This window comes from Fibrobacter sp. UWT2 (assembly GCF_900142545.1).
Classification (GTDB): domain Bacteria; phylum Fibrobacterota; class Fibrobacteria; order Fibrobacterales; family Fibrobacteraceae; genus Fibrobacter.
In genome coordinates this window covers 20,029-39,181 of sequence record NZ_FRBF01000002.1, presented here as the reverse complement: position 1 = coordinate 39,181, position 19,153 = coordinate 20,029, and the positions used below count along the sequence as shown (strand labels likewise).

The 19,153-nt window shown below is 49.6% G+C and carries 15 protein-coding genes; 9 read left to right on the top strand and 6 right to left on the bottom strand.

Features of this window, described 5'->3' with window-relative positions:
• Positions 1-47 precede the first annotated feature (47 nt).
• Positions 48-1,946 carry a hypothetical protein gene (locus BUA40_RS01380; protein WP_072797490.1) on the bottom strand — a complete coding sequence of 633 codons (1,899 nt, stop codon included), beginning with the start codon at positions 1,944-1,946 and terminating at the stop codon, positions 48-50.
• A 214-nt stretch (positions 1,947-2,160) separates the two neighbouring features.
• On the opposite strand from BUA40_RS01380, the gene BUA40_RS01375 reads away from it, so the two are divergent.
• The 5 genes from BUA40_RS01375 to BUA40_RS01355 all read left to right on the top strand — a co-directional run bounded on the left by BUA40_RS01375 (position 2,161) and on the right by BUA40_RS01355 (position 7,655).
• Positions 2,161-2,859, top strand: a complete 699-nt coding sequence (locus tag BUA40_RS01375; protein ID WP_072797489.1) for a cysteine peptidase family C39 domain-containing protein — start codon at positions 2,161-2,163, stop codon at positions 2,857-2,859.
• Between the two features lie 12 nt (positions 2,860-2,871).
• On the top strand, positions 2,872-4,377 hold the full coding sequence (locus BUA40_RS01370) for a RimK family protein (RefSeq protein WP_072797488.1): 1,506 nt from the start codon (positions 2,872-2,874) through the stop codon (positions 4,375-4,377).
• 68 nt (positions 4,378-4,445) lie between these two features.
• Positions 4,446-5,669 carry a glutamate-cysteine ligase family protein gene (locus BUA40_RS01365; protein ID WP_072797487.1) on the top strand — a complete coding sequence of 408 codons (1,224 nt, stop codon included), beginning with the start codon at positions 4,446-4,448 and terminating at the stop codon, positions 5,667-5,669.
• Between the two features lie 19 nt (positions 5,670-5,688).
• The gene (locus BUA40_RS01360; RefSeq protein ID WP_072797486.1) at positions 5,689-7,032 is read left to right on the top strand and encodes a tyrosine-protein phosphatase; all 1,344 of its coding nucleotides are present in this window, start codon (positions 5,689-5,691) and stop codon (positions 7,030-7,032) included.
• The gene (locus BUA40_RS01355; protein ID WP_072797485.1) at positions 7,032-7,655 is read left to right on the top strand and encodes an N-formylglutamate amidohydrolase; all 624 of its coding nucleotides are present in this window, start codon (positions 7,032-7,034) and stop codon (positions 7,653-7,655) included. The genes BUA40_RS01360 and BUA40_RS01355 overlap by 1 nt, the downstream gene beginning before the upstream one ends.
• 33 nt (positions 7,656-7,688) lie before the next feature.
• Here BUA40_RS01355 and BUA40_RS01350 read toward each other — a convergent pair whose 3' ends face one another.
• Positions 7,689-8,495: an FISUMP domain-containing protein gene (locus tag BUA40_RS01350; RefSeq protein ID WP_143149651.1), complete on the bottom strand. Its 807-nt coding sequence runs from the start codon at positions 8,493-8,495 to the stop codon at positions 7,689-7,691.
• A gap of 87 nt (positions 8,496-8,582) precedes the next feature.
• A complete protein-coding gene (locus tag BUA40_RS01345; RefSeq protein ID WP_072797870.1) occupies positions 8,583-9,566 on the bottom strand; it encodes a diaminopimelate dehydrogenase in 984 nt (327 codons plus the stop codon).
• Between the two features lie 225 nt (positions 9,567-9,791).
• On the opposite strand from BUA40_RS01345, the gene BUA40_RS01340 reads away from it, so the two are divergent.
• The 3 genes from BUA40_RS01340 to BUA40_RS01330 all read left to right on the top strand — a co-directional run bounded on the left by BUA40_RS01340 (position 9,792) and on the right by BUA40_RS01330 (position 12,371).
• Positions 9,792-10,187, top strand: coding sequence for a DUF4398 domain-containing protein (locus BUA40_RS01340; RefSeq protein WP_083585216.1), 396 nt, complete (start codon positions 9,792-9,794; stop codon positions 10,185-10,187).
• The gene (locus BUA40_RS01335) at positions 10,187-11,212 is read left to right on the top strand and encodes an OmpA family protein (protein ID WP_072797482.1); all 1,026 of its coding nucleotides are present in this window, start codon (positions 10,187-10,189) and stop codon (positions 11,210-11,212) included. Before BUA40_RS01340 ends, BUA40_RS01335 begins: the two co-directional genes overlap by 1 nt.
• A gap of 157 nt (positions 11,213-11,369) precedes the next feature.
• Positions 11,370-12,371 (top strand): class II fructose-bisphosphate aldolase, encoded by a 1,002-nt coding sequence (locus BUA40_RS01330; RefSeq protein WP_072797481.1) that lies wholly within the window; start codon positions 11,370-11,372, stop codon positions 12,369-12,371.
• A gap of 187 nt (positions 12,372-12,558) precedes the next feature.
• Here BUA40_RS01330 and BUA40_RS01325 read toward each other — a convergent pair whose 3' ends face one another.
• Positions 12,559-13,734, bottom strand: coding sequence for a hypothetical protein (locus tag BUA40_RS01325; protein ID WP_072797480.1), 1,176 nt, complete (start codon positions 13,732-13,734; stop codon positions 12,559-12,561).
• A gap of 27 nt (positions 13,735-13,761) precedes the next feature.
• Between BUA40_RS01325 and BUA40_RS01320 the strand changes: the two genes are divergently transcribed.
• Positions 13,762-14,001: a zinc ribbon domain-containing protein gene (locus BUA40_RS01320; RefSeq protein ID WP_072797479.1), complete on the top strand. Its 240-nt coding sequence runs from the start codon at positions 13,762-13,764 to the stop codon at positions 13,999-14,001.
• On the opposite strand, the gene BUA40_RS01315 is transcribed toward BUA40_RS01320, so the two are convergent.
• Together BUA40_RS01315 and BUA40_RS01310 are read right to left on the bottom strand one after the other, a co-directional pair.
• On the bottom strand, positions 13,998-17,966 hold the full coding sequence (locus BUA40_RS01315; protein WP_072797478.1) for a response regulator: 3,969 nt from the start codon (positions 17,964-17,966) through the stop codon (positions 13,998-14,000). The genes BUA40_RS01320 and BUA40_RS01315 overlap by 4 nt on opposite strands.
• A 9-nt stretch (positions 17,967-17,975) precedes the next feature.
• Positions 17,976-19,043 (bottom strand): HD domain-containing phosphohydrolase, encoded by a 1,068-nt coding sequence (locus BUA40_RS01310; RefSeq protein ID WP_072797477.1) that lies wholly within the window; start codon positions 19,041-19,043, stop codon positions 17,976-17,978.
• Between the last annotated feature and the right edge of the window lie 110 nt (positions 19,044-19,153).

The window sequence follows — 19,153 nt, the reverse complement described above, 5'->3', positions numbered from 1 at the left end:
AGAAACCCGGTTCTATAGAACCGGGCGATTTTTTTACAGCTTATCGCTTATTTCTTTTTCTTGCTCGACTTTTTCGGCTTGGCAGCATCTTTTTTCTTGCCCGCCTTCGCCTTCTTGGCCTGGCGTTCTGCCTTGAGAGCCTTCTGTTCAGCCATGATGGCTTCACGTTCAGCCTTCTTAGCTTCGGCAAGAGCCTTTTCAGCTTCCTGCAAAGCCTTCTGGGCTTCAAGCTTGGCCTTTTCCGCCTTTTCGAGAGCGGTCGGTTCATGCGGCTCTTCAGCGGCAGGGGCCGGTGCGGGTTCAGCCTTTGCAGACTTCTTGGCGGCAAGAGCACTCTTGCCCTTTTGAATGGCGTCAGCCATTTCTTCTTCGGAAGATTTCTGCGGAGCCGGAGCAGCCTGTTGTTGTGCAGCAGAATCCGCGGCGGCAGCTTCAGCAGCCTTCAGAGAATCCGCTTCTTTCTGCTTTGCAAGGTCTTCTTCGGCATCCTTCATCAAGGCTTCTGCCTTGGCGCGTTCCTTTTCCTTGACAGCGATATCGGCATTAATCGCAATCTTTTTCACAGCGGCAGAATCCAAATCGGGGCAAATCAAATCCTTGCCACCCTTGGTTCCGTCGGCACATTCCATAACGCCCTGGAATTCACCCATCTTGTAGGTGCCCCACTGCTTCTTGGTAATGCGTTCCGAGTAGCAAACCGTTTCGCCCGGCATCCACTGGTAGCAAGTATCCTTGACCGTCCAGAAGGTAATGACGCCGTTCGGAAGACCCTTGTGGAACACGCCGCCAAATTCGCCAAAGTCCACAAAGCCTTCGAGGCTGTTGGCATTGAAGGTCAGAGCAACCGGTTTCTTCTTAAAGGGGTTGTACACCGTCATACGGCCATGCATGGCGTTACGCTTATACGGGATTTCTGCCATTACAAAGCCCTTATCCGAGAACATACGGGCTGTACCGTTCACGTATCCCTGGGTATAAGGCACTTCCAGGAACTGGAAGTAGTAAGAGCTATCGACGGTTCCATAAACCTTCTGGTCCAAGACGCTGGAGCGATAGAAGGTAGAAATACCTTCGCGCATACCCATTCTGTAGTTAGACTTCCAGAGAATGCCACCCCATTCAGGGCCCTGCTTCTTGGGGTATGTCGGGTCGTTCATATAGCCGATTTCTTCGCCATAAAGAAGACCGTTAGCATCCACATGGCGCACATTTTCGACATAGCCGTTATTAGCAAAACCCGTCAAAATGCCTCTATCCAAACAACGAACGTCACTGTAATCGGTAAAACGCCCCACTGCGGAGGGAATCAACTTCCTGGGCATACCCGAAAGATGGAACAGGAACGGGTTACGGTTATCGGAATCAAAAGCAGCATCGGGTCTGTTATGGACGTTGATAAAGCAGTTGATGGAATCGGCAGCAGCCTTGTGGGATTCCAAATATTCACCAAACGGAGTCTTCGTCTTATCTTCAAACGTAAGGGCAATGGCACCTTCCAGGGGTGCACCCTTTGCATAATCGCTAAGCATGGGGACAGACTGCTTGATATGGTCCACACACTGTTCGATAAAGAATTCATCGGAACAGGTCATGCCCTTGGGGCAAGTCAAGAGACGAGGCTTCGGAATATCCCAGACCTTCACGATCTTTTTGCCTTCGTCCGTGGCACGCCAACCATAACCACCCTTTTCACGAATGGTATAGCAGCCGCACACCTTGGCTTCGTCACGAATGGCCCCGATACGGTTTCGTTCTCTCGCAACGATATTTGCGGCAGACTCCACCCAGCAGTCGAGGTATTCAAAATGGTTGACATCATACATGCCCGGCATATTGGCAGCTTCGGCAGAATCCACCGCAGCAAGAGCATCTTCAAAATCATCGGCAAATGACGCGGACACTAGGAACAGTACCGCGAAGGCAAATTTCACAAAAGATCTCTTCATACAACGGCAAATCTATATTTATACAGGCAATTTGTCTTGTAATTTTAGTTTACACGCATCTATTTGACGCAAGTTTCGGCCTTGATTCTATCCTCTTGCCCATTTTTACAATTTTTGGTATCTTTGAGGCACGCCATCGACGACCCGGAAAAACCTTCCGATAGCCGCCACGACGAGCACCGGACAACCGGCGAGCTTTTAAAAAGGCACAACGATGGACATTAAGATTTTGCAGCAGCCCGACGACGTTACTTGCGGGCCGACCAGCCTACAGGCGGTGTACAACCACCTTGGCTACAAGATTTCTCTAAAGCAACTGATTTCTGAAATTGAATTTTTGGAAGACGGCGGCACCCTCGGCGTGTTCCTGGGAATCGACGCCTTAAAGCGTGGATTCAAGGCGACTATTCATTCGTACAACCTGACGCTTTTGGACCCCACTTGGAGCGAGCTCAGTATGCCGGAATTGAAGGCAAAGCTTGAACTCTTGCACAAGGCAAAACACGCCCCCAAGCTCCGCAAGGCCATTGAAGCTTACATCCGCTTTATTGATTTGGGCGGAACCGTGGCTTTCTCCGACCTCCGCGCGGCCATGTTCGAAAAATACTTCAAGAAGGGAGTACCCGTTCTTTGCGGACTTTCGGCTACCTACCTGTACCGCAGCATGCGCGAATTCACCGGTGCCGATGACAAGTCCGTCTTCGACGACATTCACGGCGAACCCATGGGGCACTTCGTCGTGGTTTATGGAATCGACGACAAGAACCAGTTCATGGTCGCCGACCCCGACGGCACCAACCCGCTGCACAAGATGCCTTACTACAAAGTAGACAAGTTTAGATTAATCCACAGCATTTTGCTCGGCGTTATGACTTACGACGGCAACGTGCTTGTTATTGAGAATAAGAAATAACGGCATAAAATCATGAAAAAACTGATTGTGGTGAACAATCCCAAGCACTGGAAATTGCACGTTCCTGGCATCGACATCATTTCGGCACAGGACTACCTGATTTCGAGCAAATACACTAACGAACGCAACCTGCGTGTATTCAACCTCTGCCGCGATTACAACTACCAAAGCAAAGGCTACTACGTGTCGCTGCTGGCCGAGGCTCGCGGGCACAAGGTAATTCCGGGCGTCAAGAACATGCGCGACTTCAAGGCCCCGGCGGTCATCAAGCACATTTCCGATGAAATCGACAACCTGATCCAAAAGAGTCTGCACAAACTCACCGGTACGGAATTCGTGCTTTCGATTTACTTCGGTCAGAACGTGAGCCCGCAATATTTGGAGCTTTCGCAGGAACTTTACCGCCTGTTCCAGGCCCCGCTCCTGCGCGCGAAATTCGTGTTCAAGCAGAAGTGGTTTATCCAGAGTATTCGCCCGATTTGCGTGGATGAAATTCCCGAATCGCACATGGAATTCGTCGATAAGTTTGCGCAAGAATACTTTGAGAAAACGCGCTATGCTTCCAGCAAGGAAGAAGATTACCTGTACGACTTGGGCATTCTCACGAACCCTGACGAAGTGGAGCCGCCGAGCAATGCGCAGGCCATTCAGAACTTTATCAAGGCCGCCGAAGAAACGGGTTTCCGCGTGGAGATGATTACCAAGAAGGACTACCCGCGCGTAGGCGAATTCGACGCCATTTTTATCCGCGAAACCACGAACGTAAACCATTACACTTACAGTTTCGCTCGCCGTGCGCAGTCGCAGGGTATTGCAGTGATTGACGATCCGGACAGCATCCTGCGCTGTTCCAACAAAGTGTACCTGCAAGAACTGATGCAGGCGGCCAAGATTCATTCGCCGAAGACGATTATCGCGCACGCCGAAAACCGCCACACGCTCGCCAAGGAAATCGGATTCCCGATGGTAATCAAGTCGCCGGATTCGAGTTTCTCCATGGGCGTGAAGAAGGCAACCAACAAGGAAGAACTCGAACAGATTCTCGACGAAATGTTCCAGCACAGCGATCTTTTGATTGCGCAGGAATTTACGCCGACGGAATTTGACTGGCGCGTGGGCGTTCTTGACGGCAAGCCGCTTTATGCTTGCAAATACCACATGGCCAAGGGCCACTGGCAAATCTACAACTGGGAAAGCAACGACAAGCAGAGCGAAGAATTTTCGGGCAAGTGTGAAAGTATTCCTATCGAGATGGTTCCGCATGGAATCGTGAAGACAGCACTCCGTATTTGCAGCTTGATTGGCAACGGGCTTTACGGCGTAGATTTGAAAGAATGGCATGGTCACCCGATTGTCATCGAAGTGAACGACAACCCGAGTATTGACGCGGGAATTGAAGATGGCGTGGGCAAGAGCAAGGTTTATCTCGCCATCATGAGATCGCTGCGCCACCGCATCGAAGACCGCATGAACGCCGCACAACATAAATTGCAACAGCACGAAAGGGAATGGTTCTAGAGGTATGAGGTCGGCACTTCGTGCCTTTGAGGTATGAGTACGCACCTACGGTGCTTTGAGGTTTTTATATGAATTATAAGTTATGGCAACGTTACGGCATCGAGATGGAGTACATGATCGTGGATCGTGATACTCTTGATGTACTCCCCCGCGCTGATGTACCGCTTGGAAAAGACAAGAACGGCGAACAGCTTTCGGACGTAGAACACGGACCCATCGGCCTTTCTAACGAGCTCGTGAGCCATGTGCTGGAATTCAAGTGCGCACAGCCTGTCGACAGCCTGAAGCATTTGGGCAAGACATTCCATCACGAAATCTTGAAGGCAAACGAATCGCTCAAGAGCATTAATGCGATGCTCTTGCCGACGGCGGCACACCCCTTTATGGACCCGGCCGTAATGCAGCTTTGGCCCTACGATTGCTTGGACATTTACCAGGCCTACGACCGTATCTTTAACTGTAAAGGCCACGGTTGGGCGAATCTGCAATCCACACACATCAACCTTTCCTTTAACGGCGACGAGGAATTCGGTAAGTTGCACGCCGCCATTCGTGCACTGCTGCCGCTAATTCCTGCCGTAGCAGCCTCCAGCCCGTTTTTGGACAGCAAGTACTGCGGATTCTTGGATGGACGAATCGAAACTTACCGCCACAATCAAGAGAAAATCCCGAGTATTACAGGCAAGGTGATTCCGGAAGCGGTCTTTACTTACAAGGATTACGAAGAGCAGATTTTCAACCGTGTGAAGGCAGACATTGCGCCTTACGATCCGGAACATTTGCTGAACCATTTCTTCTTGAACAGCCGTGGTGCCATCGCCCGCTTTGACCGCGGTGCCGTAGAAATTCGTCTGGTCGACATTCAGGAATGCCCTGATGCCGACATTGCGATTGCCGAATGGGAAGTCGCTGTACTCAAGGGCCTTGCAGAAGGCGCTTTCGCAAGCGAAGCTGAAATTCGCGCCCTCGATACAGACGCACTCGCCAAGATTCTACTAGACACGACTCATGCCGCCGAGAAGACGGTGATTAGCGACCGCGATTATCTGAAGATTTGGGGATTTGACGCCAGCGAAATCACCGCCGGCGAACTCATCCAGAAAATCACAGAATGCGTAAAATCTAAAATCAGTGCCCATTCGCAGGCGTTGCTTATTGAAATGTTCAAACGCGGCACACTCGCAAGTGCCCTCGTGAAAGCTGTCGGCGCAGATCCTGACCGCGACGATTTTGTATACGAATACGGCAAATTGGCGAAATGTCTAGCAGAAAATAGACTATACGGAATTTAAAAGAATATATTTATCCCTAATGAGAAAGAACTGGTCGATTCTTGCGGGACTCCTTATCTGCACGCAGGCTTTTATAGCCTGTAGCAATTCCGTTTCAACTTTTGTTGCAAACGAGGCTGAAGAACCTCAAGCAACACGAGAAGAAATCGCAGCTGCGGACACTACAGTTGCCGAAGAACCAGCTAAGCCTGACACTACAATTCCCGAAGAAATCGTAGTTCCAGACACAGCTACAAGCTCTGACACTACGGCACCGGTAGACACAATCCCTGTCGACACAACCACTTACGAAGCTGTCATTGAAGATACTAGCGTACTTCATTTAATCCTCAATGAAGAAGGAATTACATCCGGCAACTTGTATCTAGACTATCCGGCAGATTCTTTCTTGACGCGGTTTGAAATTGGCGATATTGTAACCGTTGCCATCAACGGTTACGACACTCTTGAAATGCCTGTAGCAGAATACTCTGGCGACGTGCCTATCGCTGGATTCCTCGTCGCAGCAAACAAAGGTTCTGATCAACTTGTCTTGACCGCCCATTACGCCAAAATGGCAGAAGTCCTCAGAATAACGGCCGTAAACGCGCCCCTAGAAGTTTCTATATCCATGAAAGAACAAGGCGGCTATCTATTGGGTCTTGACATCATGCGCAACACCCAATACATGGGAGCCTACGCAGAAAGCTACCCAGACCTTTCCATTGAAGATTTCGCAAACTTCAGAGAAGTTCATACCACAGGCATGGGCGCAAACAAACTTTACCGTTCTTCCAGTCCCATCTACCTTTATCTCGGCCGCAATTACTACGCAGATTCCCTGGCAAAAGAAGCTGGCGTAGCCACCTTCATCAACCTAGCCGATTCGGAGAACGGAGCATACTCCAACAAGGGTTACGAAACCACTTATTATTCAACGCAAAACGTCATCTTTTTGGATATTCCCCCTGAATTCTTTTCTAGGTCTTTCAAGGAAGGACTTGTGGCAGGGTTCCGCTACATGATTGAGCACGAAGGTCCGTATCTGGTACATTGCACCTACGGCATGGACCGTACCGGTTTTACAATCGCCGTCTTGGAAGCCTTAATGGGCGCTACCGCTGAAGAAATCCAGGCTGATTACGCAAAAACATTCAGCAACTACTTCACCGTAATCAACGACATACAGGTCGCCTTGAATGAACAACAAATCGATTTCTTCAAGGCCGTCGTTCTCAGGAATCTGAAGGCGGTGTATCACGCCGAAGGCGTCAACATTTCTGACACCCGAAACGCCGACTGGGTCACGGCCACAGAAAAATACCTGGAAAAATTGGGTATGAGCCAAAAGGAAATTTCCGCTTTGAAGGATCGGTTGAAATAATGAAACTCATGCTTACTTGCGAACATGCGAGCAATCGCCTGCCCGCCGCCTTCAAGAAGGCCGTTCCCGCTGAAGTCTTAAAGACTCACCGTGCCTACGACATCGGAGCTGCACAAGTATTCCGCAAGCTGGTGAAATTCGCAAAGCCGGAATTTAGTTGCGAAGGAAAGTATTCGCGTCTGTTCGTGGACCTGAACCGCACCATCACCAACAAGAGTGCGTTTAGCGAATACTACGAAGCGCTCGATAAAGCGACGGTCGCAAAGGCGAAACCGCAAGCCACCGCCTATTGGAACGAATACCGCGCCGCCATTGAAAAATTCGTGAAAGCAAACGCCAAGAAAGAAATCATTCATCTCGGCATCCACAGTTTTACGCCCGAATTGAACGGCAAAGTCCGCAACACTGACATCGGAATTCTCTACGACCCGAGTCGCCCTAAGGAATGCGAACTCGCCCAAGTCATCAAGGCCGAAATTAAGCGTCTACACCCCGAAATGAAGGTGCGATTCAACTACCCCTACAAAGGCACTTCTGACGGACTTACCACGACCCTACGCAAAAAATTAGGCCCGCGTTACGCAGGCCTTGAAATCGAAATCAACCAGAAATTTTTTCGGTAGCAACCACCAAATAACTGCGCCACAGATATCGAGCTACCGTTTTATACAACGTACCGAAAGCCCGTAAAATTTGGTTAAGACCTTGGACTTCTGGACATCTGGAAACACAGGATCATAATTCTCCGGGGCAAAATACTCCGCAAAAGCACCATCCGCATTACCATGGTCATTCGATGTCCAAAAATAGGCCGCCTCGCCACCTTCACGCCATTCAACCACATGTTCAGGCTCTGCAGAAGGAGTTGCGTAATAAGTACCTTCATAATGGTATCCAGCAGGAAGGATATTCAAACCGAATTCATCGATTCCGTTCCAGTCCGTTGCGGACTTCATCATTTTTACCGCATAATTAACGGGATCACCGCTTTTGGTAAGCATCCTAAACCAATCGAAATCATTGTAATCAATCAGGCGCCAACCTTCAGGGCACACCCCTCGAACATGTCCCTCTAATTCTATGTACCCTGACAACATGAAATTATGAAAACCAAACCCCTTGGCTTCATCACTGAATTCCGCCGCCGAATCCACGGCCGCCGCCCACGTATAGAGTCGACCATATTTTTCGCATTCATGGCAGAAACTTTTCCCGATCTTAGGCTCAAAATTCAGGTTTTCAGCCATCCAAGTGACAGAATCGTCGTACTTATCAACGATGGTTACTGTTTTATAGACCTGACCGTCCCGTTCATCAACCAAGGTTCCTTCATAAACGGTATAATCGGGCTTGACTGCCGATGACGAGCTATCATCAAAGCTACATGCAGCATTAAAACAGGATACGCCTAAAGCAGCGATCCCAAAAAGCATTTGATACATTTTCATAAACAACCTATCCATTTTGCATACAAGATAAAAAAATATACTCAAGCAAAAAAGCCCCGGAATTTTTCATCCGAGACTATTTTTTCAATTGCGAGCGTTGCACTACAGACAATGAGCCCTTAATTCTTCGTCGCTCAAGGTGCTGAGGTATGCAGGCGGCACGTCGAGAACGGTCTTGCAACCGGTCTGGCCATTAGCCTTCATGCGGAGAGCGGCGCGGGCGTAAGCCACGAGAACGCTCGTCGTGAATTCCGGGTTGGAATCGAGCTTGAGGCTGTATTCAATCACGTGCGTGTGTTCCTTGTTCATGCCGGTCTTGCCGGTACGGATTACGAAACCACCGTGAGCGAGGCCGCTGTGGTTCTTGTTGAATTCTTCTTCGCTGATGAAGTTGACGGTAGTGTCGTATTCGTCGAAGTAGTTCGGCATCGTCTTGATGGCGTTTTCGATGTAGGCCTTGTCGGCACCTTCTTCGGCAACCACGTAAACGAGACGAGTGTGCTTCTGGCGAGTGGTGAGTTCCGGCATGGAGCCGCTACGCACGGCTTCGAGAGCAGCTTCGACCGGGCAGGTGTACTGCTTGGCATTCTTCACACCCTTGATGCGGCGGACAGCGTCGCTGTGGCCCTGGCTAACGCCCTTGCCCCAGAACGTGTAGTCCTTGCCTTCCGGAAGGATAGACTGAGCGTACACACGGTTCAGGCTGAACATACCCGGGTCCCAACCGACAGAGATCATGGCGATCTTGTTTGCGCCCTTGGCAGCAGCGTCAACGGCAGCGAAGTGCTGCGGAATCTTGGCGTGGGTGTCGAAGGAGTCGATCACGTTGAACATGGAGGCGTACTTCGGGGTGAGCACCGGCAGGTCCGTAGCAGAGCCACCGCAAATGATGAGCACGTCCACCTTGTCCTTCCAGGCTTCCATTTCAGAAACGTTCAACACCGGAACGCCAGCCGTCTGAATCTTGACCGTAGAGGGGTCACGACGAGTGAAAACAGCGACGAGTTCCATATCCGGAGCCTGCTTCACGGCGCATTCCACACCGCGGCCCAGGTTACCGTAACCGAGAATAGCAATCTTTGCCATAACAATGTCCTTGTTAAAAATTTTTGCGAGTGAAAATATAGGAAAATCCATCCCAATGAGCCCTATTCCCACAACGTTGTATGTTTTAAAAGGGATTGAAAAAAGTTGTTAACAAAACTAGGCCCTTTATGTACGCTTACTATATATAAGGAACAAGCAATTACTACTCGAACTTACAATTTTTATATATTACCTCACGACTTTTAACCCCAAAAGGAGATTTTAATGAAATCCAGAATACTCGTTGCGGGTATGGCCGCCCTGGCCCTCGCCTCCCTTTCCGGCTGTGCCGGTAGCGTAAACGCAGCCAAGTCTATCGAATTTGCAGACTCCAACAAGACTATTGCACAAGAAGCCAAGGTCGATGCCGCCCAGCTCGAATCTGCCAATGCAAAGCTCGACTCCGCCAAGGCCCTGCAGGCCGACGGTGACGAAGAAGAAGCCGCCGCCCTTGCCGAACAGAGCTCTCTTGAATACAGACTCGCTGTCGCAAACGCCGAACTTGACGCCGCCAAGAAAGAAGACGAAAAAGTCGAAAAAGAACTGAGAGGCGATGTCGAACGCAAGCTCCTTTACCAGAGCATCCTTGACCAGGAAACCAAGAACGGAGGTGCCAAGTAATGAAAACGAGAAACCTTTTGATGATTAGCGCCATGGCAGCCGCTCTCTCCTTCGCTGCCGAAGAAGTTTCTGGCCCGAACGCCGTGGAAGCCTGCCAGACTGCAATTGACAAAGCCGCCAAGGATATTCCGGCCAACGCCACCTCTGCCAAATACACACTTGCCGCCGCCAAGAACAACCTCATCGCCCTCGACGCCGCCTACAATGACGACGCAGAATCTGACGAAACCAAGGCTCTCGCCACCAAGTGCGACACTTACGCCAAGACGATCGCCGCCCAGGCCGAAACCCAGAAATACCGCAACAGCACCGCTGAAAAGTGGGAAAAGCGCGCCGCCACCGCTCGTTCTATCGAAGCTATTCAGGAACAGATCAACAAGGCCCGCACCGGTAAGGTGAACGACCTCGAAGCTGAAAAGGCCAAGATGAAGGACCAGGAAGCCCGCCTCCAGGCCGAAATGCAGCAGAACCAGGAAAAGTTCCAGGCCGAAGCAGCCGCCCAGGAAGCCGCTTTGAAGGCTGCCAACCAGCGTGAAGCCGACCTCCAGAAGGAACTCGCCGAAGAACGCGCCAAGGCTGAAGTTCGCCAGCAGGAAGCCATGAACAAGCTGAACGAACTGCAGTCCCAGATGATTCAGGTGACCAAGTCCGCTCGCGGCATTATCCTTTCCATGTCCGACATCTTGTTCGCCGTGAACAAGGCCGACCTCAAGGCCGACTTGAAGACGAGCCTCGCCAAGGTGGCCGGTATTCTTTCCGTGTACCAGCAGTTCAACGTGTCCATCGAAGGTAACACCGACAACACCGGTTCCGAAGAACACAACATGAAGCTTTCCCAGCAGCGTGCCGATAACGTGAAGGCATTCCTTGTGGAACAGGGTATCGCTGAAGATCGACTCACGGCCAAGGGTCTCGGTATGACCATGCCGGTCGCTGACAACTCCACCAAGGAAGGCCGCCAGAAGAACCGTCGCGTGGACCTCGTGATCCAGGACAAGGCTCTTCAGCAGCAGGAAGCTAAGTAAGCCTAACGGAATACTTTTCCACTAAAGTCACCCCGCACTTGGTGCGGGGTTTCTTTTTTTGCATTTTGCGTGACAAAGCAGTTTAAATTTGCTATTTTTAGCCCCGTAACTTTTAACCGGCGATGCAAGTCGCCAATCAAATCAAGAGGTAAAACAAATGGCAGTTTCTTACAAGGAACTCGGCCTGGTGAACACCAGGGAAATGTTTGCAAAGGCTGTTAAGGGTGGCTACGCTATCCCGGCTTTCAACTTCAACACCATGGAACAGATGCAGGCCATCGTGCAGGCTGCTGTGAAGCAGAAGTCTCCGGTGATCATGCAGGTCTCTAAGGGTGCTCGTAACTACGCAAACGGCACCATCCTCCGCTACATGGCTCAGGGTGCTGTTGAATACGCCAAGGAACTCGGCTGCGCCAATCCGCAGATCGTGCTCCACCTCGACCACGGTGACTCTTTCGAACTCTGCAAGGACTGCATCGACAACGGTTTCTCTTCCGTGATGATCGACGGTTCCGCTCTTCCGTACGAAGACAACATCGCCCTCACCAAGAAGGTTGTTGAATACGCTCACCAGCACGACGTGACCGTCGAAGCTGAACTCGGCGTGCTCGCCGGTGTGGAAGACGAAGTCCAGGCTGAAGAATCTCACTACACCAAGCCGGAAGAAGTGATCGACTTCGCTACCCGTACGGGCTGCGACTCCCTCGCTATCTCCATCGGTACCAGCCACGGTGCTTACAAGTTCAAGCCGGAACAGTGCACTCGCGACCCGAAGACTGGCAAGCTCGTTCCGCCTCCCCTGGCATTCGACGTGCTCCACGCCATCGAACAGAAGCTCCCGGGCTTCCCGATCGTTCTCCACGGTTCTTCTTCTGTTCCGCAGGACGAAGTCGATACCATCAACGCCCACGGTGGCAAGCTCCCGGATGCCGTCGGTATTCCGGAAGAACAGCTCCGCGAAGCTTCCAAGTCCGCTGTTTGCAAGATCAACATCGACTCTGACAGCCGTCTCGCCATGACTGCCGCTATCCGTAAGTATTTCGACGAACATCCGGAACACTTCGACCCGCGCCAGTACCTCAAGCCGGCTCGCGAAAACATGCAGAAGATGTACGAACACAAGATCGTCGACGTTCTTGGTTCTAACAACAAGCTCTAATGAGACCGCTCGGCTCTATCGCAGATTAAAAATGTGATATCGCCTCGCTCTCGCAACCGCCCTCGGTTAACACCCGAGGGCTTTGTTGCTCACGGATGAAATGCGGCTTTGCCGCTTAGCGGCATAAGCCAAAAGCTTAAAAAAAAACACCTCGGATTTTTCCGAGGTGTTTTTTTACAACGAACAATTACTCAATAGGCTTTTTTTCTTTTTTGTAGGCGGCGCGAAGTTCTTCCAAGCAGTCGTTAAATTCTTTCTTCTCGTCTACCGGAATATAATACAGCTCTGCGACATAATTATACCAAACACCATTTGAACGAAAACGATAATAGTCAGTGGTATAAACATTCTTGCGTATTCCCGATACCTCTTCGGGTCTAGATTCTTCGCAAAATTCATCAGGAATCCGTTCAAAATCATACATATAAGTAGTCGCATGGCAGTTAAAATCTCCGCTAGAAACCGTTAAAGAAATCTTTATTCTCGTTTCTACTTCAATATCTTGCCTGATTGACACCGTGCGTTCAGGGTATTCAAAGAGCACTAATGAATCCAAAACGCTATAAGTTATCCAATATGGTATATCAGAAAGACGCCCTTCAACCAAAGAAGGTTCAAAGGAATAGCTTATCGTATCTTCCATAAATTTGCCAAAGGCCCCGAGAAAAGCTGAATTGGCAACAGGAACATTGCATCCACCGCAGTATTTATGCAAACGTCCAACAACGTGTCGCCCATCCACTTCGATATAGTCTTTGCCGATATCAAGTTTTAGATAGGTATAAGACTTATCTTCATCATCGTTGCAATAAAGTTTCGAATGACGCCCACCCGAACAGCCAGTGCTATACCAAGTACCATAAATGCCGTCGTGATGATCGCTCACATACAAATCGCCCTGTGTTGCGTAATCTGTAAACATATACATTTTGCCGTAAAGAATGAGCGTATCATTAAAGACTTCATAGCGAGCTTTAGAAATTGAAGTCTCGCTTTTTACAAAATCCTTTTCCAAGACTACATTCTTGAAAACACGTTCATTTTCTTGAGTCACACACATTTTCTGTATTGTCGGGACAAAAAACGCAATCGTTCCGGCAGCCTCGTTAACTGAAGAATCCACACGAATTGAATAGGACACGCTTTTGTCTTCGAACATTCTTTTGAGTTCTTGAATGCTTTTACCGGAAGAATCGTTCTTACGGACCGTTTCGTCGTTATCTTTATTGTTCTTATCGTCCGGATCGGTGTACAAATCAATGTTTTCGTCGCTTTTTGCCGGAGAAGCACTGTCTTCGTCAAAGCATGCAGTAAAAACAATCATCAAGGAAAATAACAAAGCGCACAAAGTAATCTGTTTCATATCCACCAAATATACTATCTTTTTTCTATGCTCTGTCCTCATTGCCATTCAGAAATTAAAGACAACGCCACGTTCTGCCCGCATTGCGGAAGCGACAAGAATACCGGCTGGTCCGAGGGTGCGGAATTTACCGACCTCGAGACACCGGATTACGACGAAATTGTCGAGAATGAATTCGGCGAAAAGAAGAACAAGGCGAACCCGCTCGCCATCGCGGCGGCAGTGATTGTGGCGCTCGCGTTTATCGCAGCAATGGTCCTACACTAGACCAGAGTCTTTTCAAGTGATTCAAGGATTTCGGACGCTTCGCTAAAGTCGTAATCGTCCAACAGTTCCTTCAACTTATGCAGCAGAACTTCTTGGTTCGGCTCGAAGGCAATATTTTCAATGCCATCAAGAATACGCTTGCACTGGGTCGAAGAACAAGTATCCACCGCATCCTTTAGCGCCTTGACAGCTTCAGTCAACTTCTTATTCGCTTCGGGGTCCTGAGTCTTTTGTGCAGGTGTATTCTGCTCCGAAACAATATCCGAAAGCACAATCTGCAAATCTCCAATGAGAGCACGCAGACGTTCTTCAAACTTATTGTAAACTGAGAAATCGCACTGTTTCTGTTCCAATTCCGCTTCTAGGTCTGCCGCCAATTTCTGCACATTGTTAGAACCTATGGTTCCGCAAAGGCCCTTAATGGTATGCACGATACGGGTAGCCTCTTCGTAATGGAACTGTTCAATAAGAGCACGCAAATTGAAGGAGTTTCCACCATAGTCGCGAACAAAGCCCTGCAATATCTTAAGGAACATATTGCGGTTGTTGTTCACGTGGTAAAGTCCCGATTCCGCATCGAAATCCTTGACCTTCTGGAAGTAGCCCAAGAAATCCTTGTCGTCTTGAGAAAGGTCCGGAGCTTCGGACTTACCCACATTGGGCGTTTCGGCGGCCACCGGCAAGAACTTCGCCATTTCTTCGTACAAAATGGTCGGGTCAATCGGTTTTACAATGTGCGCGTTCATGCCCGCTTCAAGGCATTCTTCGGTATCTTTCTGGAAGGCGCGGGCACTCATGGCCAAAATCGGCACCTTCTTGAAGTATTCATCTTCGCGGGCGCGGATTTTCTTGGTCGCAGTCAGACCATCCATAATTGGCATCTGGATATCCATGAGCACCATGTCGAAGGCATCCTTCTTGAGCATATCCAACGCTTCTTTACCGTTATTCGCAATCATCGCGGTAAGGCCCACGCTATTCAAGAGCGACACAGCCAATTCCTGGTTCATCTGGTTATCTTCAACCAGCAGGATCTTCGCTTCCTTAAAGTAAATCTTGCCCTTTTCCTTTTTCTCGACTTTTTTGTAAGTCAGCGGGAAACCGAAGGCTTCTTGCAGGGCGCTCAGGAGCGTGCTAATCTGGAGCGGCTTAGACACGTTGCTGTTAAAGCCCAGGCTCTTAGCCGTATTCAGTTCGTTTTCGTCAAAATGAATCGGGTGCATCAACACCTTCGGAATCGACTTCATGTTTTCGGTCAAGCCATGCACAAAGTCAAAGCCATTCAAAATCGGCATGCTGTAATCAACCAGGAACAAATCGTACGGAGCCTCGCCCGCTTCTTCGTGCGCCTGAATCAAATCCAGAGCTTCGTCTACGGAGCTCGCCTCTTCGACGACACAACGCAACTTGTTCAAGTAATGCCTCAAAATTGTACGCAAATTGGCACAGTCATCAACCAAGAGCACATTCTTGTTCGTAAAGCGGTCTTCATTTTTCCACTTGGGCTCGCCCGCCTGGGCCGCCACCGGGAGCGAAATCGTAAAGAAGAACTGCGAGCCTACACCCGATTCACTCGAGACCTGCAGCTGACCGCCCATGAGTTCCACCAAGGACTTGGAAATCACAAGTCCGAGGCCCGTACCGCCATACTTGCGGGTCGTCGAACCATCCGCCTGCGTAAACGCGTTAAACAAGCGCGAAACCTGTTCTTGAGTCATGCCAATACCTGTATCCTTGACACAGATATAAAGCTTGACCATATTGTTCGCCTGTTGCAACAGCTTGACACTCAGGGTAATGTCACCCTTTTCGGTGAACTTGGTCGCATTGTTAATCAGGTTCGTAAAGATCTGCGAAAGCCTGAGCGGGTCACCCATCAAGATTTCAGGAATATCCGGGTCCACATCCACAATCAATTCTATCGGACGGCCAGCGATACGCACCTCGGCAAGAGCCGCCACTTCGCCAATCACATCTTGCAGCACAAGCTGCGTGATTTCCAAATCCTGCTTTTTCGCCTCAATCTTCGAGAAGTCTAGAATATTGTTGATAATTCCGAGCAAAGACTTTGCCGCATGGCTGATTCGGTCTACAAATCCTCGCTGGTGATTATCCAGATTCGTCTCTGAAATCAAGTGCGCCATACCGATAATGGCGTTCATCGGCGTGCGAATTTCATGGCTCATGTTGGCAAGGAATTCACTCTTCGCCTGGGTCGCCTGTTCAGCAATTTCGCGGGCTGCCACCACTTCCGAAATATCAATCATCGAAAGCATGTAGCCCACAACAGCCTCTTGCACCTTCAAGGTACAACCTTCGCCACGGAACCAGGTTTCTTCGGTGCCGTTTTCGGGTTTGAGCATCAAGGAATCTTTCCAGACTTCATCTTTCTTGTACGAATCGATTACCGCCTTGATCATGGATTCAGGGAGCCCCATATCCGAAAGCTCGTTAATAGAAAGCCCCACAAAAGCACGCCATTCCTTGCCCAAGAATTCAGCAAGCTGGCGAGACATATATTTGATATGCAGGTTCCTGTCGAAAATGATCAAAATCGAATGATCGCCCGAAAGCATAATCGTATCCAAAATCGTATCTTTCTGGATTCCGCTCGTTTCGTCATTGATCATAATCAAGAATCGAGTTGCGCCATTGTCTTCTACCAGCGCCTGGAAAGTCATGCCCCACCATGCCACTTCCCCATCGGCATTTTCCACACGCACAATGGTTCTGCGTTCACTGGCAAGCAGCTGTCCGCCCATAGCCACTCGATGGGCAAACTTATTAAAGTCATCCGAAGTAAAGAACTTGAACAGGCTTTCTTCTTTCATGTCCTCGCCACCGTTCAAGAAATCCATCACATAGGCGCTGGCATGCAAGATATCGAAATTTTCATTAGTCAGAATGATGTTAAAGTTATTGCCCTTCCACAGCAGCGTATCGAAAAGCGTACTGGAATTCACACTGTCGTTCAAGTCTCTCTGGATATAGCGACGGAAAAGAATATGGGAGCACAAGGCCGCAAGTCCCATCAGCACAAACACGAAGAAAGCGACCACGCCCAGCATGGTATCGGTATGGTTATCGATGCTGGCCGCAATCTTGTTATGCTGACTGACATGCACGATATAGAACGGCAACTGCTTTAGGGGCGTCACCATGAAAATCAACTGCTGGTGATGTTCATTGGTCTTTTCAAAACGCAAAATGCGCCCGTCCATCAAGGTGTCCGAGCTAAACTTGTCAGAAATCAGCAACAGCAAGTTTTCGACGCTGTCCTGCAAGACTTTTCCACGGTTGGTTTCATAAGGGAAATAGGTCAGCAAGTTGTCGCTTTCGCTTGCCACCAACATCGTAATGCCACCCTCTTCCTTGGCGAGGGCACCCATGGTAAGCCTAACCTTGTGCAGATTGATATCTTCGCCCAAGGCTCCCCTGAACTTTTGATTCTTATCCCAAATCGGGTACGAAAGAGAAAGAACCTGACGGTTGATGCTTTTACGGATCGTAGGTCCCGTATAGGCAAGGCCCCTTTTACGCGAAGCTTCCAGATACCAGCCCGTGGTGCGGAATTCCGTCTTTCCGCTTTCCAGTTTCAAGCCCCTGCCCGAAATATAGTCGCCATCGGTAGTCCCGAAATAAACATCCACAATACCTTCGGCTGTCTGAGTCTGCTTGTAAAGCAAGGGCCTAATGGCGTTATCCTTGGTCACCTGCTGTACACGTTTCGCAACCCCCAAGAAACTGTCTTCGCGGACTTTCAGGAAGGCTTCGATTTCGGTCTGCACGCGTTCACGCAGGGCCGTTTCGGTATTGGCGACCGCAGATTCCACCAACATGGAACGCACCGCCGAAGAAAAAAGAAAGACCAAAGCCACTGCTGCCACAAAAGTCGGCAACATGTACACCATTGAGATGCGGTTTCTTAAGCGACGACGTTGTGCATTCAGTGGATTATGGGTCAAAACGGCTCCTTACGGACTTTCCTTATAGTGCTCGTATATTTCGGGCAACTTGGATTCAAAGGACATAAAGGCATCCACCACATCGGGGTCAAACTGAGTACCTCTGCCTTCCAGGATTTCCTTCACCGCCACTTCATGGGGGTAAGCTTCTTTATACGGGCGCTTCGAAACTAGAGCGTCGTACACGTCGGCCACAGCCATCAAGCGGGCTCCCACGGGGATATCATCCCCCTTAAGGCCATTCGGATAACCCGCGCCATCAAAGCGTTCGTGGTGATTCAAAATGATTTCTGCCGAAATACGCACCAGCGGATGGTCCTTGAGTTCATGGGTCGCATTCACCAACACATCGTAGCCCATCTGGGCATGGGTACTCATGACCGCCCACTCTTCTTCGTTCAGGCGGGCCGGCTTACGCAAAATTTCATCGGGAATGCCCACCTTGCCGATATCGTGCAAGGGAGCGGCAGTCGCATAGTAATCAATAAATTCGTTGTTCGGAATCGCATCCTTAAAGCGAGGATGTTCGCGGAGGGTTTCGGCAAGCATCTGCACCAGCACCTGGGTACGCTTAATGTGGGCACCGGTTTCTGGGTCACGGTATTCCGCAAGCGCACCGAGACTAGTCAGCATCACCTTCAAGGTCTTACGCAAATCCAGGGTCTTTTCTTCCACCAGTTCCTGCAAATGGTCTCGCTGGTGCTTGAATTCCAACTGGTTTTTAATGCGCAGCTGCACCAAATTCGGGTGGAACGGTTTAGTAATGTAATCCACCGCGCCAAGGTCAAGGCCAGTCTGTTCACTCTTGGAATCTGCTTTGGCCGTCAGGAACAGCACCGGCGTATTTTCGACCAGTTTTTTCTCGTTCATTTGACGAAGCGTTTCGTAACCATCCATTTCTGGCATCATCACGTCAAGCAAAATAAGGTCCGGTTTGACCTTTTCTGTCAAGGCGAGGCCTTTTTTGCCATCTAAAGCCACAAAAACATCGTACTCGTTGGACAAAATTCCCTCGAGCACTTCAATATTCGTCTTGGTGTCGTCAATGACTAAAATCTTTGCGCGCTTCCGTTCCATATAACCCTAATATAATGCTTAATGGCCAAAATAGACCAACTTGACTTATTCCAACTTGGAATATGCCTTTTTTTTGGAGAAAAAGCCCTTTTGCAACATATTTATATGTT